The following is a 23,306-nucleotide window of genomic DNA, read 5'->3' as shown; positions in this document are numbered from 1 at the left end:
TGAAAGTTATTGTACCGGAATATCGGAACTGAAATATATTTTTTGAGCCTCTTTGCTCAGTAATTTTATTTCTTTAAATTGTTTTCCTTGCATAAATACATCATCCTCAATTTCTAAAGAGGGAGTGCTGTTTTTTTTATATGAATTGAGAACATTCAAAGCTCTTTTTTGAGTACTGATAATTTTATTCCCTTTTATTTTTAAATAGCCATTTAAATAGGTAGCAGAAATTCCATCGCCATCGGTTTCAATACGATTATTTATGATTGTAGTATTTCCAGATCCTTTGGCACTTTTTTCTGCTGGAGAGAATTTTCTTCCTTGTCCATGCCCAACTTTGCCTGTTGAAAATAACAGAATACCCGTTTGCTTGCTTTTCATTTTGTTGTTTTCAATCAAAATATTGCTACTTCTGTCTTCAATATGAATGGGTTGAGAATATTTGACACGAGATCCACCCGCTAATATATTGTCTCTAATAATAACGTTTTTGGTATAGGCCAAAGCAATATTAAAAGATTCAGAAATATTGAATTTGCATTTTTCTATGACAATATTTTCATGTTTTTCCAAATGAATACCCAATCCATGTGTTGCATCGTCTTCATCTAAAATAGCACCATCAAAAGATATTTGGTGACTGCCATAACTAAATTCACAGCCGGTAATTAAAAAGCCATCTAACACAGGGCAATCACGTGCTACTAGACTAAACCAATAATTAAATTTGCAATTTTCAACCAAAACGTTTTTAAATTTTCCTTGAAAAAACAAGCCTCGTGCACTATAATGCACATCTGTTTGTAAGAAATCACAATTTTTAAAAGTCAAATTGCTGTATAGCGTTTTGTTGGTGTAGGCATCTCCAACTTCTATGGCTTTGTATCCTTGGCCTTTTGCAACCACTATTTCAAGATTTTCTAGTTGAATATTATCTCCTAAAATTCTAAGGATGGCTTCTTTTTTATTTTTCTGGTATTTGTTTTTTCTGACAAGCTTGTATTTTCTTTTTCCTTTTTTACCAAATATTTTGATGGCTTTTGTAACAACTAACATCAGATCATTACTTTCGAAAAATACATCGATATCAACCAAAATAACATCGCCATTCTTTGCTTTGGAGATGGCTTTGCTAAATTGAAGATAACTGGTTGATCCTTTTGTTTTTTTTACCGAAATTTCTTTTGCGTTTATGGTAAAACTTAAGAATAGGAGCACGCTTGTTAGAAGATAGTGTAGGCGGGTCATTTTATTTTTTTTAGAGAGGAAGAATAGGGCACTTTTAAAACTAGTTATTTTCCGTATAATTTATAGGAATGGCAATATTGCCGTTCACATCTTGGTCGTACACCGCAACATATAATACAATAGGCTGCCCTTTATCGTTGGTCAACACAAAAGGTCTTTCTACTCTTTTTGGCTTCCAAAGAGTTCCGTCAGAAAGGATAAATTCTTTTTTCATAAAAATGTTTCTTTTAGCAGGTTGCCAGTCAAAACCATTTTTGGAACTAAACATGGCCAATTCACTTTTTCCCATGACATGACAAACCATAAAATATTTTCCAATCACTTGATCAAACCACAAGCAAGCATCTTCCGTTTGTGCCTGTTTGTATACAGGTTTTTCGTAAAAATCGAAAGGACCTTCTGGATTTTCTGAGTTTCCTACCAATTGAATTCTAAATGGATCTTTATGAATTAGGTCATCTCCTTTCATAATCATCAAATAAGTTCCATTATGATAAATAGTAGCAGGGTTAACGGCAATTTTTCTGAATTTTTTATTGTCAGGTTTTACCACCACTTTTTCAGCTCTTTTAAAAGGACCACTTGGGTTATTGGCCGTGGCAACTCCTATACATTGACTTTCTCTTATTAAAACTCTGTTTTCTTCAAACCACTCGTTTGTTGGGTAGCTGTCTTTTTTGTCTAAAAGCGGTTTGATATCGTTGGCGATATAATACAATACAATTTTACCTTCCGCAACCAAAGCATAAGGATTGTGTGAATTATTGATATCCCAACCCCCCATTTTTTCAGCTTTTAAAACAACATTTACAAAAGTAAAAGGTCCTGCAGGGTTGTCAGATATGCCATGCGCAATTTCACAATGCGTCATCCAACCTTTGTGCTCTTGTTTTTTGTCCCATCTAGAATAATAGGCATGGTATTTTCCATTCCATTTTACAACACTTAATCCCCAAACATAATAGCCAGGTTCAACCAAAATTTGTTTGGTCTTTGTGTTAGATTGAAAGCTTTTTACCGTTTCAGGTGTTAACGGACTAAAAGTTAAATTGGCATAATCTGTTTCGTTGTTTTGCTCTTGTTGGGCGCGACTTATAAACGAAAGGGATAAGAAGAATACTAAAAGTGGATAAAATTTCATGATTATTATAAATTAAAATTGAGATGAATCCTCAAAGCAAAATTAGTTAAGCGCACTGCAAGCAATGGATACTATTGTTTTTTAGCTTGCCACATATGGTTAAAATGTTCAGTTTTACCTAGACAAGTAGTAAATTGTTCAAATAGAATGGGAGTAGGACGTGTTAATTTGTTGATGCCAAAATAGTGGTGAAAAGGATTTTGTAAAAATTAGAAACAATAGGAAAGACTAAGCGAAGTAACGAATAAATCTGAGTTTTTTTACAGCTTAAGAGTATTGATTATCAATAGTTCATAAAATGTAAAATGTTTTTCGTTAACATTTGTTTGGAATATATTTTTTGCTATATTTGGTTTTCCAATCTAGTAAACCAGATTGGGTAACCAAAAAAAATAAACCAATGAAAAAAAATTACTTATTTCAAATTGCATCTTTTTTAATTTGCCTGCTATTTGTGTCCTTTAATGTGACGGCACAAAATAAAACCTATGAGATTGATGATCCGGAAGATTTACGCAACGTATTTTACCAACCAGGAGATGAAATTATTTTAAAAAATGGTACTTATACCACAGACGAACGAATTCGATTTTTAGGTTCAGGAACTGCTGAAAATCCAGTTACTTTTCGGGCAGAAACACCAGGAGGTGTTGTTTTTACAGGAGGGCCTAGATTAACTATCGGAGGTGAATCTGAAGATGATGGAACTGTGATAGCAACAGGAGATTATTTGGTGGTTGATGGTTTTCATTGGAAAGGCGGTTATGGGGCAAGTAATTTTATTGAATTTAGAAATGGCTACGACTATGCCGATCATAGTACCATTCAAAATTGTGTCATTGATGGGCTAGGGGTAGAACCTAGCGAATTGGCCGAAGATTTAGCCGATAATGCCATTACAAAACACAGATGGATCGTACTGTATGGAACTTATAATACCGTAATTAATTGTTCCTTTATGAACAAAACAAGTGCGGGTGCCATTGTGTTAGCAGAATATTCTTACAATGCATTTCCAAATGTACCAGATGGACAACCAGAAATAAATAATAGTTGTGAATTGGTGGGGCATACTATCAGCAATAACTACTTCTATAATTTTGAAAAAATGGATCCTACTTTAAGTAATTCTGGCGATAGTGAAACTATTCGTATTGGTACTAGTGAGTATCAAATGGTCAATTCTGGAGCAACGGTTAGCAATAATTATTTTGTGCAGTCGGATGGAGAAAATGAAATCATTACCAATAAAAGTAAAAACAATACCTACTATAACAATACCTTTAGAAGATGTAGAGGTTCTTTGGTGTTACGTCATGGATCGAATGCAACGGTAGAACAAAATTATTTTTTAGGGGAAGATGTTGATGGAACGGGAGGAATTCGAATTACAGACAGCGATCACACCATTAGAAATAATTACATACAAGATTGTATAGCAGTAACCAACCAAGCCAAGTGGAATAACGGAATTACCTTTATTGGTGGGTCAGCAAATGCTGCTGTTGCATGTACTTCTACAGATGTTTCAAATGGTTATCAAAAAACAGAGAACATTGAAGTTTCTAATAATACAATTATCAATACCAATGCACCTTTGTTTTATAATACCGATAAAGGATCAACGGATCCAAAAGGAACAATTAGCAACAATTTAATTTATTTTGAAAGTGGTGATGCCAATCTATCTGATGTTATTTCTGGCGAATACGCTTCACTTGGAACTGCATTAACGTACACAAATAATAGTTTTAAAGGAACGAATTTAGGTGTAACAAATTCTGGGTTTTCAGAAGCTACAGGAATTACAGCAACAGCAATTGGTGAAATATTTACTTTTTCGGGAGCTGCTGGTAAAGGCGCTAACATGGGGAGTTATGCACCTACAACGGATGCTAATGTTGGATACGGAATTGGTGCTTGTTTTGTGGATTATACAGGAGCAAATATTACCGATGGAGAGTGTATCATTGTTATTCCAGAACCAGGAAATTATTTAACTATCGGAAGTTTGCCTACTTTTTCTGCGGCAGCAGGAAATAGTGATGTTGCGGTTGCTGCCAATGTAAGCTGGACAGCCGTATCTAATGATGATTGGATTACAATCAATCCAGCATCAGGAACAGCGAATGGAACCGTATCCGTATCAGTTACAAAGAATAGTGCTTTTACAAGCAGAACAGGTTCGGTTACTTTTTCTGAAGTTGCAGGCGGAGACGATATTGTAAAAACCTTAACAATTTCTCAAGAAGCGGCAGATGTTAGGTCTAATTTTACATTAATTAATGATGCATCTGAAAATGATCAGGTAAGTGTAGCGTCTGTTTTTAATGAGGAGGTAACCAGTACAAAAAACAATGTGGCTATTCATAGTTTGGACAAGGATACGAATACCCAATGGTCTGGGGAAGGAGTTCCTGGTGAAATTGTATACGATTTAGGTGGTGCTTTTGATTTGACTTTAATTGATTTTGCAACAACGAAAGGAAAAACCTATGAATTTCAAATTTGGGTTTCTACAACGGGAACAGCTTCTGGAGATTTTGTAAAAGCCTTTACCGATCAGTTAAATGGATCAGGAAATTTGGTCAGTAATTCTAAAGGAGAATTTGAAAGTTACCTGCTTTCTGAAGTAATAGTTGGTGTTAAATATGTTAAAGTTATTGGTTACGGTCAACCAGCCAGACCAAGTAATTGGAACACCATTAAAGAAATTGAGTTTTATAAAAAGAATAGCGACTTGTCAGTTGATGATATTAAGTTGAATAAAACATTGATTTATTATTCCTCTTCAGATGCAAGTCTGCATTTAGAAAACCTTAGCAATGTGAATACAATTACATTGTATAGTGTGGAAGGGAGAAAAATTGTAAGCAATGCTGTGAATTCAAAATCAGAAGCTATTATAGATGTGGCGAACTTGGTAAAAGGAATTTATGTCGTTCAACTTAATGGCGGCAATGCACAACAATCCAAACTTGTTTTAATAGGAACTAATTAAAAACTTCTTCTTTTTTTTAGACAAAACATCCATAGAAATATGGATGTTTTTTGTTTTGCTCTAATTTCGATGGTCCAATAGATTTTAGTACGCCTACTATTTTTAGCACAGTTTTTTTTCAAAAAGAAAAAGAAGTTTGGATACGGTATAATTCCATTGATCTTCCGAAATTAGCCATCTCTTAGCACGAGTTATTGAAGATATTGTAAAACATGAATAAAAAAAGCGAAGTAAAAAAAGCAAAAACACCATGGCCTACAAAAGCTGCTATGGAACAGGTATATGAATTAAAACTATGGGGAAGTGGTAACACTCAATTTTATTCAGGAGGAGGTTCGCATGAATTGGAAATTGTTGCTCCTTACAAAGCGGCTGTAATTGCATTTTTAAAATCGTTTAAAAGTCCACTAGTGGTTTGCGACTTGGGTTGTGGCGATTTTAATGTAGGAAAAGAATTGGTTCCCTATACCCAAAAATACAAGGCTGTAGATATTGTCGCAAATCTTATTGAATACAACAAAGAAAATTTCGAAGTAGAAAATTTAGAATTTCATTGTTTGGATATAGCCGTAGCAAATTTACCTGAAGGCGATTGTGCAATTGTTCGTCAAGTATTGCAACATTTGTCCAATGCAGAAGTACAAAATGTGGTGAAAAAATTAGCAAATTTTCAATATGTAATCCTTACGGAACACCTTCCAAAAGGAGAATTTATTCCCAATAAAGGCATTATTTCAGGACAGGGAATTCGTTTAAAAAAACAAAGTGGTCTCGATTTACAAGCTGCTCCGTTTTATTTTAAAGTAAAAGAAAAAAGAGAATTAGTCTCGGTTGAATTAGAAAATAATAAAGGAAGGATCACAACAAATTTATATACTGTTTTTTAGAAAGAATAGCTTTTTTAGATAAAACAAAAACACCAAAAAAATGGCTGTAACTTAGGTTACATAAAATTTGTGTAGAAATTCATACTATTGCCTTATGAATAATTCAAACACCACCCTTTATGTTGTCGCCGCCATTATACTACTGCATTTTGCAGCAGGCTTTGCGTACTTGATTTATAAAATGAATAAAAAGGACTAGCTTAAATCTACTCGTATGTAGAAATAAACAGGACATGATCTATTTTAAGTAGCGCTCTATTTTGGTTTGTAGGTTTAAGCTATTGAAGTTTAGTTTTGCTGATTTGTTGGGATGTTTTCTACCAAAACTTCCAAATTAATAAAGTATTGATAACAATATAATTATCAGAATTAGTAAATTTTTGAAATAAATAAGACTATTTTCGCTGCTAAACAAATCTCATACATTGAATTCTACAATTGCTTATACGTGTTTACTGGGGTTGTTTTTACCGCTAATTCTTTTATATTTTAGTAGAGGTCGATTAGTTGCCAATCGTTATTTGGCAAGTTTTTTGTTTTTTGCAAGCTTGTATTTATTAGAGAATTTTTACTTTTTTTATGGTGAATCTTTGTCTAAAATTGCACTTTTCACCAATACACATGCTTTCTTTTATTTGATGAGTCCATTTGCTTTTTTCTATATGAGAAGTATTTTGAGGGATAATAGTAAGCTGAGTAAAATGGATTATTTACATTTTGCTCCTTTTGTAATTTCTTTTATTGGGTATATACCTTATTTTTTTACAAGTTGGGATTATAAATTGATAATCGCCCAAAATACGCTTGGCGAAAACTGGGATTTATCTCAATTTCGTACCAATATATTATTGCCTCATAAAATTGATCAAGTTTTAAGTGTATTGAATACCTATATCTATTCTGTGAGTCTTTGGTATTTGTTGTGGTTTTATAAAAAACCGAAGAACAAGTCGATTGTTTATTCAAAACCTTATAAAACAATTAAGAATTGGCTGATTGTTTTTGCAGCAATCATTACGATTATTACTATTAATTTTACCATAGCAATGGTGAATTTATGGATCTATGATGATAAATCTATTTTTTTAAATAGAACTAGTGGAGCTTTGCTTTTTGCTTCTTTGGTTTATGTTGGAATGAATATGATTATTCTATTTTTTCCACAAATTATGTATGGATTTTCAGCGGATTTAAAACTGGGGCCGATAGCAGAGGAGAAAGATTTATCAGAAAAATCTACCCTTGTAAAAGAGTCTGATTCAAAAAACGAACTTCAGCTATTTACTCCTGAATATTTAGATACCATTAAAATTGCATTAGGGATTTTTAAGGATAGAAAAGCATTTTTGAATGCTAATTTTAAGCTTGTCCAAGTTGCAACGGAATCAGGTATTCCAGCACATCATTTAACGTACTTTTTTAATGAGATCAAAAAAATATCTTTTATAGATTGGCGTAATAACTTACGAGTAGAACATGCAAAAGTTCTGTTCGATCAAGGAGTAACAGATAAAATAACCTTGCATACCATTTCTTTAAATTGTGGTTTCGCTTCACAAAACACCTTTATAAGAGCTTTTAAAAAAGCCACAGGAACCACGCCTAGTAAATATTTAAAATCACTTTCTTAAATTTTCTTAGGAAAATGGTAAGTATTTTTTTGTACTTCATCAACTAGCCAAGAATACAAACTTATTACAATAACCGACCTGTTTTTTTTGAAAAAAGAAGCTTTTTAAGTGTTTTAAAAGATGCTTGCTGTCATCCGTATTCTCATTGTACTCTTTTTAGGTAGAAGAATTGAAAACAGAGTTTGTTGTTTTTGTTATAAGTCTTAATTGGTTTAAAATAAGTTATGTAGGTGTTTGTTTTTGACCTTTTTACTATTGATTAAAAAAACAAAAATGTTTTACATTTTTAAAAATGGAAAACATTTGAAGGTATTAAGGCCCTTACTGTAGCGTAAATAGGTGTTTTTTGTGGTTTAATACTTTGTATAGAAATTTTAGAGAAACGAGCTATAAATACTGTTGTAGTGATAGCATTTTTGTTTTATAAAATTTCACATCTAAGAAAACAGGGTTTTAGAATAATAGAGAATTGAAAAGCTTTAAAATCATTAAAAACTGTGAACGCTATGAAAACAAAATTACTCTTTATACTATTTGTTGTACTCGCTTTTGGAATTGGAAATAGTCAAACTAAATATAGTTTTAATCATCTAAGTGGCAATAGCGGTGGATTTAGATCCATTGGAATGAGTCCTTCAGGACCTGAAATTTTGATATCTAATACCCTTGATTTTGTTGATCATGTGTTTTATCAAACAGCGATAACTGAAGACGCTTTTACATTTACCATAAAAACAAACCCTACTTATGCAAGCTCATTCACTTTTTACGACATGACTTGGAGGAATTATAGGGAGACAGCTCGAGTATTAGCAGCAGGTACCCAAATTGTTTTTAAAAGAGGTGCGTTGCCAGATGTTACTTGGACACTTTCAGCAGCTGCTTTAGATGGAGATACTACTGCAAAAACTATTTTTGGAGAATCTAGTCCTGTTACAGGGGTAACGGAGATGCTTATAACTGTAGATTTAGATGGTTTTAGCAATACAACAAATAATATTGAATTTAAAGATATTACTCTTATAGCTGCACCCTTAGTAAAGTCACAAGGTGCTTACTTAATTGATTTTACAGATGCAAGTGTTTTTGGGGAAGCCGAAGCAGACTATGGCGCTGCGATAACAGAAAGAGGCTTTGTATATGCTATTAAAACGACAAACTCAAATCCTTTGATTGCCGGTACAGGAGTTTTAAAAGCAATGAAAGGTTCAGGAATAGGTTCTTTTAATAGCGCTCTGACCGGTTTGATGTCTGATACTAAATACGCATTTAAGGCTTATGCTATTAGTTCAGCAGGTGTAGGTTATAGTGCCGTTACTACTTTTTCAACACTAGATAATATTCCTCCAACCTTTAATAATGTAGGGTCCACACCAATTGATAATGCGACAGGAATCGCAACCGCGGCTACTATTAGTATCGGTTTTAACGAAAACATAAAAAAAGGAACAGGTACTATTATTCTTAGAGATGTTACGGGTGCTAAAAACTTTCAAGTATTTGATGTAAGTACCGCCACGGCAACAAGTTCACCCCTTGCAGGAGCTTTGGGTATCTTAAATGATAAATTATACATCAACCCAACAAATGTACTTTCAGCAACGAATGTATACGCTGTAAAAATAGCTGCTACGGCAATTGACGATACTTCAAATAATAGTTTTGCAGGAATCACGAACACTACAACGTTTAATTTTACAACAACAGACGATTTAGATCCACTATTTAGGAGTGTTGGTTCTATTCCGAAGGATAATGAAATAGAAGTTGCAGCAACAGCAAATATTATTGTGGATTTTGATGAAAACATTAAAAAAGGAACAGGTAGTATCATTCTGAGAAATGTATTAGCAGCTTCAAATTTTGAAGTATTTGACATGGCAACAGCCACGGCAACAAGTTCACCCCTTGCAGGAACTTTGGGGATCTTAAATGATAAATTATATATCAATCCAACAAATAGCTTGGCAGTAGGGGGAACTATATATGCAGTACAAATAGCGGCTACAGCAATAGATGATACTTCGAATAATAGTTTTGCAGGAATTACTGATGAAACAACATTCAATTTTAGAACAACAGATAATATTCCTCCAACATTTAATAGTATTGGGTCTACTCCAATTGATAACGCTACAGAAATAGCAACTGCTACTACTATTGTAGTGGATTTTGATGAAAACATTGTTGCAGGATCAGGAACTATTATTCTTCGAGATGTTACAGCTGCTTCAGACTTTGAAGTATTTGATAGCGCTACTGCTACCGCAACAAGTTCACCGTCTGCAGGAGCTTTGGGTATTTTAAACGACAAACTTTATATCAACCCAACAAATATATTGGCAATAAATAATGCATATGCAGTACAAATAGCTACTACCGCAATTCGGGATATATCAAATAATAGTTTTGCAGGAATTATTGACGAAACAAGGTTTAATTTTTCAACCAAAGATGATATAAATCCAACATTTACCAGTGCTACTCCAGCTGATAATTCGACAGGAATAGCCATTAGCACAGCTATTATTATCGGTTTTGATGAAAACATTGTAGCAGGAACTGGAACTATTGTCCTTAGAGACGTTACAGGAAATGCAAATTTTGAAGTGTTTGATAGTTCTACAGCTACTGCAACAAGTTCACCAGCTTCAGGAGCTTTGGGTATTTTGGAAGGTAAATTATACATCAATCCAACTTTGTCTTTGTCAAGCGCAAATGTATATGCAATTCAAATAGCAGCAACGGCTATTGATGATACCGCTGGAAATAGTTTTGCAGGAATATCTAATGCAACAAGTTTAAATTTTACAACAGCCAATCCATATCCAAATGTAACAATTCCTTTTGCAGGTGGTAGTAGCGTTGTTACGCCATATGAAGCGCCTTCAGGTAGTACAGGAATTATGGCTTATACAGATACCCATTTTAAGGGTGAATTTTCTGTAAATCAAGTTACGGGTGTGGTACATATTACCAATGCACATCCAGCTGGTACCTATTCCGTAACGGTAGGTACACGACCTCCTTTTATTTTAACGGTAGGAAATGCCCATTGCAGTCAAGGTAATTTTATGGTAGATGCAGCTGCAGGTTCAACAATAGGTGGTGATCCCGTTGTTGGAGATATTAATAATGATGGATATCAAGATATCGTCAGTGGTACGGCTACAGATCAGTTCTCCGTAAACTTCGGTAACGGAGTTGGCGGATTTGGTGGAGCTATCAACACAACAACAACAAGAACAAGTATTTCTGATCTTACTATTGGAGATTTTAATGGAGATGGTAATCAAGATGTTGCAACAACACATTATGCTACTCGTAAAGTAGCCATTTTTTTAGGGATTGGAGATGGAACTTTTACCAATGGACAACAAAGTATTTCTGTAGGTACTGGACCACAATCTATTTCCATAGGCGATTTTAACGAAGATGGCAAACAAGATATTGCCGTAGCAAATCAAAATTATGGTAATGGAGGCTCTGTTTCTATACTCATAGGAGATGGTTTAGGAGCCTTTACGGTTGGTACACCCGTTATTGTTGGTTTAAATAGTAAAGATGTGGTTATAGGCGATTTTAATGGTGATGCTCATCAAGATTTGGCAACAACAAATCCTAATGACAATACAGTTTCTATTAATTTAGGAAATGGAGATGCTACCTTTGGGTTGAAGACAGATATAGCAGTAGGTACAAATCCTGTAGGTATTGCTATTAGCGATTTTAATAATGATAATAGACAAGATTTTGCAAGCTCAAATTATACTGAAAATACAGTTTCCATTGTTTTAGGGAATGGAAACGGAACCTTTTCAGCAGCAACTTCTGTAACTGTTGGAACAGGTCCTTGGGATGTAACCATAGCCGATTTTAATGGAGATGGGAACCAAGATATTGCAGCTGCGAATAGGACTACAAATAACGTTTCTGTTCGTTTAGGTGACGGACTAGGTGGTTTTTCAGGAAGTACAGAGTTAGCAGTGGGTAACAATCCACAAACCATTACTGTTGGCGATTTTAATCAAGATGGTTTGCAAGATCTTATAACAGCTGGTTTTATTCAATTTGGAATTCGGGCAGCAATTAACTTGCAAGGTAACTCAGCAGCTATAGTTGCAGGTGCCACTACAACAAGCACAACCAATGCTACAGATTTTGGTAACGCAACGATAAACACAGCTATCATTAAAACCTATACCATTCAAAATACAGGTACATCACCACTTAGCGTAAATAGTATTGTTAGTAGTGGTACCAATGCTACAGATTTTGTTGTAGGTGGTATTACTTTACCAGCCAGCATTGCAGCAGGTGCAAACAGTACTTTTACACTTACATTTGAATCGGCCTCAGGCGGGGAAAAAGAAGCTAAAATAACCATTAATAATGATGATTGCATCGAAGCAGCCTATAGTTTTACTGTTAAAAGTAAGGTTCATACAGCACCAACTGTTACTACAACTGCTGCAAGCTCTATAACAAGATTTTCTGCAACATTGGGAGGAAATGTAACTGATGATGGTGGGCTAACGGTTACAGAAAGAGGATTTGTTTATTCTACATCAGACATATCACCAACCATTGCAGAAGGAGCTACCAAAGAAGCAAACGGAACTGGAACAGGAGTTTTTACAGCATCTATAACCGGTTTAATAGAAGGTACTAAATATCATATTAATACCTATGCTATCAATGCTTTAGGGATTAGTTATGGGGAGCCTTATGGCGAAACTTCATTTTTTTACACAAGTGTCAATCTATGTGGAGCTAATTTTTATGACAATGGAGGACCAGATAACCCTTATACGTATCTTTCTACTTTTGACGAAATAACTGTAATCACTCCAAATAATTCAGGTGAGGCAGTTGAACTTAATTTTTCAGTTTTTGACTTAAAACCAGATGATATCTTTAAGATTTATGATGGCCCAGATCAGAATGCACCTTTAATAGGTACTTTTAAATACATTTCCCCAGGAAGAGTTGTATCAACACATCCAGAAGGTGCATTGGCGGTTGTATTTATACAGGATGGTAGTGATAGTCACAATAAACGCGGTTGGGAGGCAAGTGTACTGTGTGGGCTACAACCTGTAACTAATGTAATAATAGATAACGTTTTAGCTACATCGGTCGTTCTTTCTTGGGATGCTGAGACTGCGGTAAACAATGGTTATGAATGGGTCATAATGCCTACGGGTGTTAAACCAGATACCACAACAGCTATAGCTACAGGTACTGTAGCAACAGGTGTGGTTACAAAGACGGTTTCTAGCTTGCCAGATAATTCAATCTATGACGTTTATATGAGAACAGATTTTGATGGAGATGGAAAAGGTCTGTGGTCTACTGTAAAAAGTTTTACAACACCTTGTAGCCCTGAAAGCCTTCCATACCTTGAAGATTTTGAAAGCGGTAATAAAATAGATGGATGTTGGATTAAAAGTTCTTATCAAGAGGCCAATATACAATCAAATTGTGGTACTAATTTGACCAACTTCTTACAGATCAGTGGTAGTTCTCATTCGGTAGTAACTAATGTTATTGATGCAAGTGGTGTTAACTTCTTAGCAGTGAGTTTTGATATTTCAAATGGGTGTAATGATATTTCTGAAGATGGTGAACTGCTGGGTATTGATTATTGGAATGGGACTGCTTGGCAAAATCTTGAAGACTTAAACCCTATTTTTATTCCTCAGAATTGGACTACGAACAAAGAATATATTATTACTTCGGGATTGAGTGCCGACTTTAAATTGAGGTTTGATAGAAAAGGCGGAAACCGATCAATTGATGATTTAAGCATCGATAATATAAAAGTAGAAGAAGTTACTTGTGTGAAGCCAGTAAATGTATCTGTTACTAACATTTTAGAGACTATGGCTACTCTTTCTTGGGATAGTTCAATCACAGCAGCCAATGGTTACGAATGGGTTGTTATGGCTGAGGGGGATGTCCCAGATGCCACAACAGCTAAAACTGCAGGTACAGTAGGCACAGGAGTTCTTGCAACTACACTTTCTGGATTACCCCCTGGTACAAAGTATAACGCTTATGTAAGAACAAACTGTAGTGGTAGCGAAAAAAGTGATTGGTCTGTAGTTGCCAATTTTACAACACTTTTTGATACAGATAATGATGGTGTTTTAGATGTGATTGATTTAGATGATGATAACGATGGTATTTTAGATGCTCTAGAAAATGATTGCGTACCAATAACCAATTGGATTATAGATGCCAGAAATACAGGTTCGACAGCCTCTGTTTCTGAGAATTCCATTTCGGTAAATGGTACGACAGGACGACGTACCGTTGAATCTATGTACTCTACAGATTTATCTACAGTAGGTATTACAGCCGATTTTAAATTTAATTTCACCTTAGATCAAGCTACTAGTAAGACTGTGTATATAGGTGTAAACCAAAGTGGTGACAATACTTCAGCTAATTTTTCGGATATAGATTATGCTATTTTTCTTTCTTCAACTACTGTTAGGATTACTGAAAACAATAGCCTTATTGGTGATTTCATTGGTCAACAAACTGCAGGTGCAGTTTATAGTATTCAAAAAACAGGAACTGTTATAACATACTTAAAAAATGATGTCGTTTTTTATACCAGTGCTATTGCTGCTTCGGCAGCCGATTACTATATTGATACTTACTTTAAATCTGACTTAGGAAACCCATATACTTTAAGTGATATATCAGTATGCGTTATGGACAATGACAAAGATGGCATTATAAACAGGTTGGATTTAGATTCAGACAACGATGGTATTCCAGATAATATAGAGGCACAAACCACTGCTGGTTACATAGCTCCAAATGCAGATAGTCCAGCACTTTATTTAACAAATAATGGTGTAAACTCAGCTTATTTAGGAGGTGTAACTCCAGAAAATACAGATGGTATAGTCAATCCAGATTATATAGACTTAGATTCAGATAATGATGGCTTTTATGATATTGCAGAATCGGGTTCTGAATTAACAGATGCAAACACTGATGGTCAAACAGATGGTGTCGTTGGGGTGAATGGTTTAGACGATACTTTAGAAGTTTCAGATAATTATGCGGATACAAACGGTATTTTTGATGCTACACAAACCGACAATTTTTCAAGCACAGGTGGGAAATCAAATTACAGGAGTCAAGAAAGTGTTTTAAGTGTAAATGAGAGTCTTCTTTCTTTCCTTAAAGTATATGCTCTTAAACAAAACTTATATATTAGAGAAGTTTCTGATGAGCTATTGGATGTTCGGATATTTGATGTTTTAGGAAAGCAAGTTTTTACAAAAGAAGTAAGTGGCTCTAGCAGCTACTCAATAGTTTTACCAGGTTTAAAAACAGGTGTTTATTTTGTGAAAATAATGTCAAGTACGGTTATGAAAAAAACTAAAATTATTGTTGAATAGTTTTTAGATGAATAGAGCCCCATTAAAATTAGAAAGATATAAGGACAATGAAGGTGATTGCCTTTCTAAAAGTTATTAGTAGCGTTGTGCTTGTGTATTAAACGAGTCTAAGTTTGCTCTGTTTTTAATTAATTCGGATTTATGTATTTACTTTTCGTTTTTTTGTATGAATAGGAAAAATAAATTGTGCTAGTTTAAAGAAGGATTCTTCTTAAACAATTTTAAAACAGGTTGATTTCTTTCAAAAAAAGCACCTATAAGGTGCTTTTTATATTATCCGTTGTGTGATCCGTCACAGTAAGGTTTGTTCTGGCTTTTTCCGCAGCCACATAACGCAACATCTCCAGAAGTTTCTCCTTTAAAGCGCAGGGGAGTTCCACCTCCTTTTGCTTTATGAGCACCATCACAAAAGGGTTTGTTTTCAGAATTTCCGCACGTACAATACGAATAGTTTTTTCCTTCTTCTAATTTTACTACAGGCATAAAATATTTTTTAGTTCGAGCTAAATATAGAAAAATAAAATTAGCTAACGATTTAAAGCATAAAAATGTGATTGGTTTTTCTTTTTTATGAATTTCAGTGTTGTCTTTTCTAAGTAAGCGTAACGGAATGAAAACAGTATAAGTTTAAAAAAATAGGTTTTTATAAGTATTTATTGAATTCATATGTAGAAAAATATTGAATGAAAACTTATTTTGAAAGGAAGTATTGATCGCTATTGAAAGTACCTATCTTTAAAAAATAATAAAACAGGTTGTATAGCGATCATATTTGAGTGTAATAGGGACGAAGTTCTTTTTTAGGGAAATAAAAATGCAAATAAACAAATACATATATTCCATTAATTATGACAATAATGAAAGAGAGCTGTCGAAACTTGAATCGAGATATCTTTTTAATGCCGAAGAAAAGAATAAACTGCTTTTTTCGGACATAAAAGTGGCACCCTCCTGCAGTGCCTTTTTAAAAAATAGACTTGACATTCTTGCTGCATCCAATAATTATGAGACTTTAATTACCGATATTAAAAATAAAAAGATTCAGATTGAAGGATTCAAAGTTGAATACCTAGTTTTTAAGGGAGATACAATTGGATATACAGATAGGCTTGAAAAATTAAGAGAGATCGGTTACAGTATAGAAGGGATTCATGATTATTACCAACCCAAAACAACATTTGCGCTGAGCTATTATGAAGATGTGTGGTATTTTGGAGTTTTGATAAAAAACAATCTAGACTGGCACAAGCACAAGCAAAAACCTTATTCATTTAGCAATTCAATAAGTGTAAATATTGCCAAATCGCTTATTAATATAGCAACAAAAGGCAGCAAAGAAATAAAATTGTTAGATGCCTGTTGCGGCGTTGGCACCATACTACTAGAAGCTTGTTTTGCAGGTAATACGATTGAGGGTTGCGAGATTAACCGTAAAATTTGTAAGTCTGCACAAGCAAACATTTCTCATTTCAACTATACAGCAAAAATATACCATTCCGATATAAAAGACATTTGCAAAAGGTATGAGGCTGCAATAATTGACCTTCCCTATAATTTATTTACCTCTGCAACCGATTCTGATATTGTACATATAATTCAATCAACAGCAAAAATAACAGATCGACTTGTTATTGTATCTACTACAGATATTACCAACTTGATAAACAACATAGGTTTCCGTATTTTGGATACTTGCAGCGTAAGCAAAAAGGGAAAAGGTAATTTTGCTAGAAAAATATGGGTTTGTGAAAAGAATTAATTCATGTAATTTAAAGAAGGATTACTTTGATATGTATAATGCTTCTTTAATTGAGCTAGGGTTTACTTATAATTGAAAAACTTCTTTTGTATGCCATACTAAGGATTCCGGAGAGGGATAATTTTTTAGGTCATTAGGTAAAGCTATTTGTTTGCCATCAAATTGAGAAATTGAATACACAGAATCATTATCAGTTACTGTTGGGGAAACTCTAACAATATAATCTTTATTTATGGTAATTAAACCTCTGTCATAAGCTCTATGTAGGTTGGGAGACAAACTAATGCCATTTTGAACGGTGTCATTGTGAGAGATGCTAAAAGGAACGATATGACAAGCATCAATCATTTGGGCATTAATTGAAGACTGAATTTTCATTTCAGAGATACAACATTGGTGATTGTATATTTCTGGAATGGTTTTTTTAAAGACACCACCTCTTACAAATATTTCTTCCTGAAAACTTGATTCATCTAAATTTTCTTGTAAATCTTTAATTTTAGAGGAATAAGTCTCACGATCATCATTTAAAATTTGATATTCAATTTCTAATTGAAGTTGAGGTATTTCTGTTAACTGGAAATTTGAGTTATTGAAATAATTTTTTATTAAGATTTCTTCTAGTATAAAGTTGCATTTAGGGTCATTTAATAATTCAAATAAAGCTTTGTCAATTTCCGCAAAAGCAATAGCATCTTTTAAAGTTTTAAAACTTTTTATACTTTTTGATTTTGTTATAGAAAGCTGCATTCCTGGTTTGCAAACTAAATTCCAGAAAGGTTCACTTCTCATGTGAAAAAAGGGAAGAGCAAAGTTAGCTGTATGATTTGTTTCTACTAAGAGCTTCCAATTAGATTTAAAGGCTAATACTAACTCATGTATGATAAATATTCTGTTTGAATTTATACGACCAGATTTGATTAGCTGAATTATGGATAATAGCAAAATTGGTTTATGAGGCGCTTTACCTAAATTTTTAGGAGATGCTCTTCTTAATTTTGAGAAATTTTGAATGTAATTCGATAAAAGAGTATCCATATTTAAATATTAATTAATAGGCTAGGTAATATTTTACTTATTTCTTATATAGAAAACCTTATTTGATTTACTTACCAATACATAAATTGAAAATCCTTATTTTATTAGGCTTAGGAGATTTGAGGTACAAAATAGGTACAAGCCCAAACGGAAACTCCACAGAAATTTGCAAACGATTTTTGAATGTTAACAACTTAAGTTAGCTCACCGGTTATTTAGCCAAATTAAGGATTTATTTAGCCAAATACAGCTAAATTTTCCTTCTTTTTTTGTCAATTAATACTCTTTTTTCTTTGTCAAAAGATCAATTATGGCGTAAAATATATTTTGTAATGAAAGAATTTGAATGCTTTTATTCAGGGTGAAATTCGATAACTTAAAATTTTTACTTAAAAAAGTAGATCTTGTTGGGTGTAAATTTACCTTAAAAAAGAAAATTATATTCGTTAGGTTTAGTATGAAAATAGTTTATTGAATTGTCTGTTTGAATTTAGGGGGACAAAACTCAGATAAAAGTAATTTGTTTTGCTACAACAGTTGGCAAGACATCATTGTTTTTGGTGTTAATTTTGTAACATGAAATATACGCAGCACTTCAAAAAAATGAAAATTGAAAAAGGGGTTCCTCATTTAAATTCAGATCAACATAGTAGGTATTTTAATATTGTTGCAATTGAATTTCACTTACAGCAACTTAATCAGTTAAAAATAAGTTGTGTTGCGGTAGTTAAGCATATAGATAGACTAGAAGCTAAGCTAGCGCATATAACTAAAGATTTGGAGCCAGCAGACTTGTTCTTAGAATTAATTGAGCTGTCTTAATATTTTGTTTAGTTGATGTTTTTCTAAGTCAAAAGAGTTTGTATATTTAGAATAAATTGGAAAATAAACTAAAACTATTATTTATACGTTTAATTGTCATTCTTGCAAAATAAACGCTTTTAGTATTGTGGAGCAATTGATGAAAAAAATAAAACTATGAAATAATTATAATGGAGAAAATTGCGAATTATGAAATTATAGAAGAAATAGAATCTTATGGAGAAAATTTAACATTGTGGCTAGTTGAAGATGTTTCAGGCGTCGAGCTTGAAGCATTAACAATCGTTTCAAAAAAAGAGTTCGAAAATCAAATAAATAGAATTCTTAAAAATGAAGTTTATCCATTTGTTAAATCAGAAATAAAAGGTATTCAACAAATTGTAGAAACGGGATTTGATAAAAAAAATAATTTTCATTTTATTGTTTACGAAAACACCCAAGAGCAATTTTATCCTATTAAGGAATTCGATAAAAAAAACTTCTTAAGCTTAGTTGAAACATTAAATGAGTTAAAAAATAATAATAGATATGGTTTTATTCTGAATAAGGGGGGAATCATACAGAACGGGGAAAATGATATTCTAATTAAGTTTATCGGTTTGTTTGAGATTTTTAAACTTTATGAAGCATTAGATAAAGATTTTCTATCGCCACAATTACTAGAGAACAAAAAACCAAGGCTTCAAGATGATGTATTTGCGATCGGTATTTTATACTCAGAATTTTTATCAAACAATTTAGAGATACTTGATAGGTGTTTAACGAAGGATAGAGTAGGTCGCTATAAAAAATATTCAGAATTACTTTTTGATATTGAAAAATTAGAAACAGGTTCAAAACATTCCAAGGAGATCATTAAGGTAGTTTCAAATGTATCAGATAATGATTTTTTAGAAATACTTCAAGAAATGAATACTTCTTGTTATTGGACAATTGAGAGCAAAAAATCAGAACAAAAGAATGAAATTACAGGTCAATTTTCGACAGAGAATTTCTCAGGCCGTTATTTTGTAGGGAATCAAAACCAAATGTTTATTCCATTTCCTAATCATACTGGAGCCAATGATAGGGTTAAAAATAAGGGGACAATAGCTCCTTTTAATTTCTCTTTTGAAAATTCAGTATATAATTGTGTAGCGTTTTTTGAAACAGAATTTGAGAAAAACAACAAACTTGACTCTTTGTATAAGAAGCAAACAAGCATTTTAAAGAAATGGCAAGCACTTCCTGAAAAAGAAAAAGAATTTATTGAAGAAAAAGCATTTAAAGCTACTTATTTAAAAAGAGAAGAAAGTAAAAGTAATAATCAAAATATTAGATTTAGCCTCAATGAAGATTTTAAAGATTGGGGAGGCGTAAAGGAACTTAAAGGTCAGAAAACTGTTTTATGTATTGATGATGCTGAAATTGGTGAAATTCTAGATTTTAATCCTTCAGGTAATTTTTTGATAATAAAAGATTCAAACTTAAGTCTTGAGGAGATTCCAAAAACAGGAGAGTTAGTTCAAGATGTGAGACAAGAAACGAGTCAGTTTAAAAAGCAAGTTGAAGCTTGTAAGCAGTTTTCAAAAAGGGATATTACAAATCCTGATATTGCAGGGATTCTTGCCACTCCAGAAAAAACACCTCCTTTTAATCGTGTTGATTTAGATTTTGAAGCATTTGAAAATGAAATTATTTCAGGGTATTTAAAAAATGATGCGAGTCAAAAAGAAGCTGTGTTAGAAGCTTTATATAAAAAACCTGTTTTCCTAATTCAAGGACCCCCTGGTACAGGAAAGACGACTGTAATTGTGGAGCTGGTGCAACAACTGGTTAATAAAAATTCAAGTTGTAAAATTTTAATTACTTCTCAGTCAAATTTGGCGGTTGATAATGTTTTAGAAAGATTACCAGAAGAAATTTTATCTATGCGTCTTGCAAGTAGAGAGGTTGTAGAAAATGAGAATATAAATCAAAATGTTAAAGCACATTTGTTTGAAAACAAATTAAAATATTGGATAGAAAAAACAAAAGAGAATTCAGATAAGTATTTTGAAAAAAGATTTGGATCAAAATCTAAAAACAATATTCTAATCGACTTTTATTTGGCATATAGCAGGATGCAAAAAAAGAATGAAAAAAAATTATTGGGTGAGTTTTATAATAGTTTAAAGTTTCGTCCAAATTATATCAAAAAACAATTTGGAGGAGTTTCTTCTAAAAATGATATTCAGAAAATTTTTGATAAAGAATTAGGGGAAGATTATCGAAAATTAATTCAGCTGAAAAAAGAATGGTTTGCTTTTATTTCTAACGCTACATCTGAAGGGAAATCTATGTTGAATAATGGAAGTAATGAAATTGATTTTTCATCGGCCTATGCTTTATCTATGAATGTTTTTGGAGCAACGTGTATTCATATAGCAAGTGCAAAGTATAGCAAATTTGATTTAAAATTTGATTATGTTATTATGGATGAAGCAAGCAAAGCTTCACCAGCGGAAACACTTGTACCGATTAATATGGCAAGAAATGTTATTTTAATTGGAGATCACAAACAACTTCCACCAGTTGTAACACGAGAAGAAGCTATAAAAAATAAGGTTAGGAACGAATTAGATGATAATGGTTTAGATTTTGAAAAAGAGTTTGGAGAAAGTTTATTCGAAGGACTTATAACTTCTTTTGAAGCGAACCCTAGTCTACAGGCATATATAAAGATGTTAGATATTCAATATAGAATGCCTAGACAATTAGGAACTATTATTTCAAATCATTTTTATAACGGTCATTTAAAAAACCCTGATATTAGATTGAAAGGTTTAAGTGATTATGATCAGAAAAAATTTCATCACCTAAAATTAAAGAAACCTTTTGTTCAAATAACGGACAAGTTTAGCGACTCAAAAATTCAAGTCCCAAGTTCGGTTTTATTTGTTACCACATCAAATAGACATAATCACAATGACAATGGAAATAAGTTTGAAAGGAAAAATCAATGCAATGTTGATGTGATTAAGGAAGTGCTTAAAGAGTTAAATGAACGTTATAGTGAAAATAGTAAAAAAGCAACTCCTTTTGATATTGGGGTAATTGCTGGATACCGAGGACAAGTAGATTTGTTAAAGGAAAAAATAAAATATTCAGAGTATTCTAACTTCACGATAGTTGATAAAGATAAAACCAAATCATTAATTGAAATAAACACTGTTGATAAATTTCAGGGTGCTGAACGAGATATTATAATTTATGATGTTGTAAGAAGTGATAGTGGAAAAAGTACTATAGGGTTCTTACAAGATTATCGTAGAATAAATGTTGCTTTTTCTAGAGCCAAGCGTTTACTTATTATTGTTGGTGATAGTGACTATATTTTAAAAAGAGCAATGTTGTTTAAGGATGATAAATTTAAAGAATTTAAACTTCAAAATATTGTTAAAGAATTGGAGGAACAAGAATTGATATTTAACTCATTAAAAGATGCAATAAATGCTTAAAAAGGAAAAAAGAGATTACCAGAGTGTTTATAATAAATTTAAAAATCATAGAAGCACAGAAGGTTTTGAACTTAAAAATATAACGGAGGTTTTTATTCCTTTTTGGTATTGTAAACAAAAAATTGTAGTTGAAAATTTTGTTGAAATAGATCGGTTTAGTAAAATTATTTTAGAGTTAATTCACTCTAAAATAAAGACGCATAAGGGAATTTGTGATTTTTTGGGCATAACTGAAAGTGACTTTACCACAATGCAAATTCACTATTTACTTAAACAGGAATTAATAGAAGAACATTATGAGGAAGGAAATATAGTGTATGAAATAACACATCAAGGCATCTCTTTTTTAAATGATAAAAAAGCAAAAATTCAAAAAATAGAAACAGTTGATTTTGAGTGTTTTTATAATGATTTATCAAAAGAGTATTTTAATCCTAAAGATCAAATAGATAACAATAACCGTAAGAATAAATCATTTTCGGGTTATCAGATTACACAGACACATAAATTAATGAATAATGAGGTAGTACAAATACCTCATAAAAACAGACCAATTTTAAGTAAAATAAACCAATCTGATTTTGCGGTGTTTTTTAACAAACAAAAAGGAACTAGTACCTTTTACGATTTTGAAGCTAATAGTATGCAACTACACAAACGTTCAATTATGTTTCTGCAATTAGAATATGAGAATGAAGAAAATCAAATTGAAATTGAAATTAGACAAATTAAAAAAAGTGTGATTGCGTATAAAGGCAACGTGTATGAAAAAAAACTGTCCTTAGACGCAATGAAATATTATCAAACTAAATAAGATTTCTTGTAGGATGAGATGATTGCACAAGGAGATTGTTTACTCAGTAAATTCTGTTTTAG

General features: G+C 32.6%; 12 protein-coding genes. 8 read left to right on the top strand and 4 right to left on the bottom strand.

All coding sequences use genetic code 11. From position 1 onward, the window contains the following. Positions 1-6: 6 nt before the first annotated feature. Positions 7-1,248 (bottom strand): right-handed parallel beta-helix repeat-containing protein, encoded by a 1,242-nt coding sequence (locus tag FGM02_RS10070; protein ID WP_139958237.1) that lies wholly within the window; start codon positions 1,246-1,248, stop codon positions 7-9. Positions 1,249-1,288: 40 nt separating this feature from the next. Continuing rightward, a complete protein-coding gene (locus FGM02_RS10065; protein WP_139958236.1) occupies positions 1,289-2,389 on the bottom strand; it encodes a glycoside hydrolase family protein in 1,101 nt (366 codons plus the stop codon). A 400-nt stretch (positions 2,390-2,789) separates the two neighbouring features. Here FGM02_RS10065 and FGM02_RS10060 point away from each other — a divergent pair, with 400 nt between their 5' ends. The 4 genes from FGM02_RS10060 to FGM02_RS10045 all read left to right on the top strand — a co-directional run bounded on the left by FGM02_RS10060 (position 2,790) and on the right by FGM02_RS10045 (position 15,332). Next, positions 2,790-5,390, top strand: a complete 2,601-nt coding sequence (locus FGM02_RS10060; protein WP_139958235.1) for a chondroitinase-B domain-containing protein — start codon at positions 2,790-2,792, stop codon at positions 5,388-5,390. Between the two features lie 212 nt (positions 5,391-5,602). Further along, complete coding sequence (locus FGM02_RS10055; RefSeq protein WP_139958234.1) at positions 5,603-6,277, top strand: class I SAM-dependent methyltransferase; 675 nt, start codon at positions 5,603-5,605, stop codon at positions 6,275-6,277. A gap of 425 nt (positions 6,278-6,702) precedes the next feature. Next, positions 6,703-7,908 (top strand): helix-turn-helix domain-containing protein, encoded by a 1,206-nt coding sequence (locus FGM02_RS10050; protein ID WP_139958233.1) that lies wholly within the window; start codon positions 6,703-6,705, stop codon positions 7,906-7,908. Positions 7,909-8,414: 506 nt separating this feature from the next. Then, positions 8,415-15,332 carry an FG-GAP-like repeat-containing protein gene (locus FGM02_RS10045; RefSeq protein WP_139958232.1) on the top strand — a complete coding sequence of 2,306 codons (6,918 nt, stop codon included), beginning with the start codon at positions 8,415-8,417 and terminating at the stop codon, positions 15,330-15,332. Positions 15,333-15,605: 273 nt separating this feature from the next. Here the strand turns inward: FGM02_RS10045 and FGM02_RS10040 are convergent, their stop codons facing one another. Next, a complete protein-coding gene (locus FGM02_RS10040) occupies positions 15,606-15,815 on the bottom strand; it encodes a CDGSH iron-sulfur domain-containing protein (RefSeq protein ID WP_139958231.1) in 210 nt (69 codons plus the stop codon). A gap of 331 nt (positions 15,816-16,146) precedes the next feature. On the opposite strand from FGM02_RS10040, the gene FGM02_RS10035 reads away from it, so the two are divergent. Next, entirely contained in the window at positions 16,147-17,091 is a 945-nt protein-coding gene (locus tag FGM02_RS10035; protein WP_139958230.1) for a TRM11 family SAM-dependent methyltransferase, read from the top strand. 66 nt (positions 17,092-17,157) lie between these two features. Here FGM02_RS10035 and FGM02_RS10030 read toward each other — a convergent pair whose 3' ends face one another. Continuing rightward, positions 17,158-18,129 (bottom strand): HNH endonuclease, encoded by a 972-nt coding sequence (locus FGM02_RS10030; protein ID WP_139958229.1) that lies wholly within the window; start codon positions 18,127-18,129, stop codon positions 17,158-17,160. Between the two features lie 603 nt (positions 18,130-18,732). Between FGM02_RS10030 and FGM02_RS10025 the strand changes: the two genes are divergently transcribed. The 3 genes from FGM02_RS10025 (at position 18,733) to FGM02_RS10015 (ending at position 23,244) form a co-directional block, all read left to right on the top strand. Continuing rightward, positions 18,733-18,951: a hypothetical protein gene (locus tag FGM02_RS10025; RefSeq protein WP_208021499.1), complete on the top strand. Its 219-nt coding sequence runs from the start codon at positions 18,733-18,735 to the stop codon at positions 18,949-18,951. 170 nt (positions 18,952-19,121) lie between these two features. After that, positions 19,122-22,430 carry an AAA domain-containing protein gene (locus FGM02_RS10020; RefSeq protein ID WP_139958227.1) on the top strand — a complete coding sequence of 1,103 codons (3,309 nt, stop codon included), beginning with the start codon at positions 19,122-19,124 and terminating at the stop codon, positions 22,428-22,430. Next, entirely contained in the window at positions 22,423-23,244 is an 822-nt protein-coding gene (locus tag FGM02_RS10015; protein ID WP_139958226.1) for a hypothetical protein, read from the top strand. The genes FGM02_RS10020 and FGM02_RS10015 overlap by 8 nt, the downstream gene beginning before the upstream one ends. Positions 23,245-23,306: the final 62 nt, after the last annotated feature.

Origin of the sequence: Flavicella sediminum, from assembly GCF_006381105.1 — a bacterium.
GTDB classification, from domain to species: domain Bacteria; phylum Bacteroidota; class Bacteroidia; order Flavobacteriales; family Flavobacteriaceae; genus Flavicella; species Flavicella sediminum.
The sequence above is the reverse complement of the archived record's forward strand: the minus strand, read 5'-3'. Positions and strand labels throughout refer to the sequence as shown.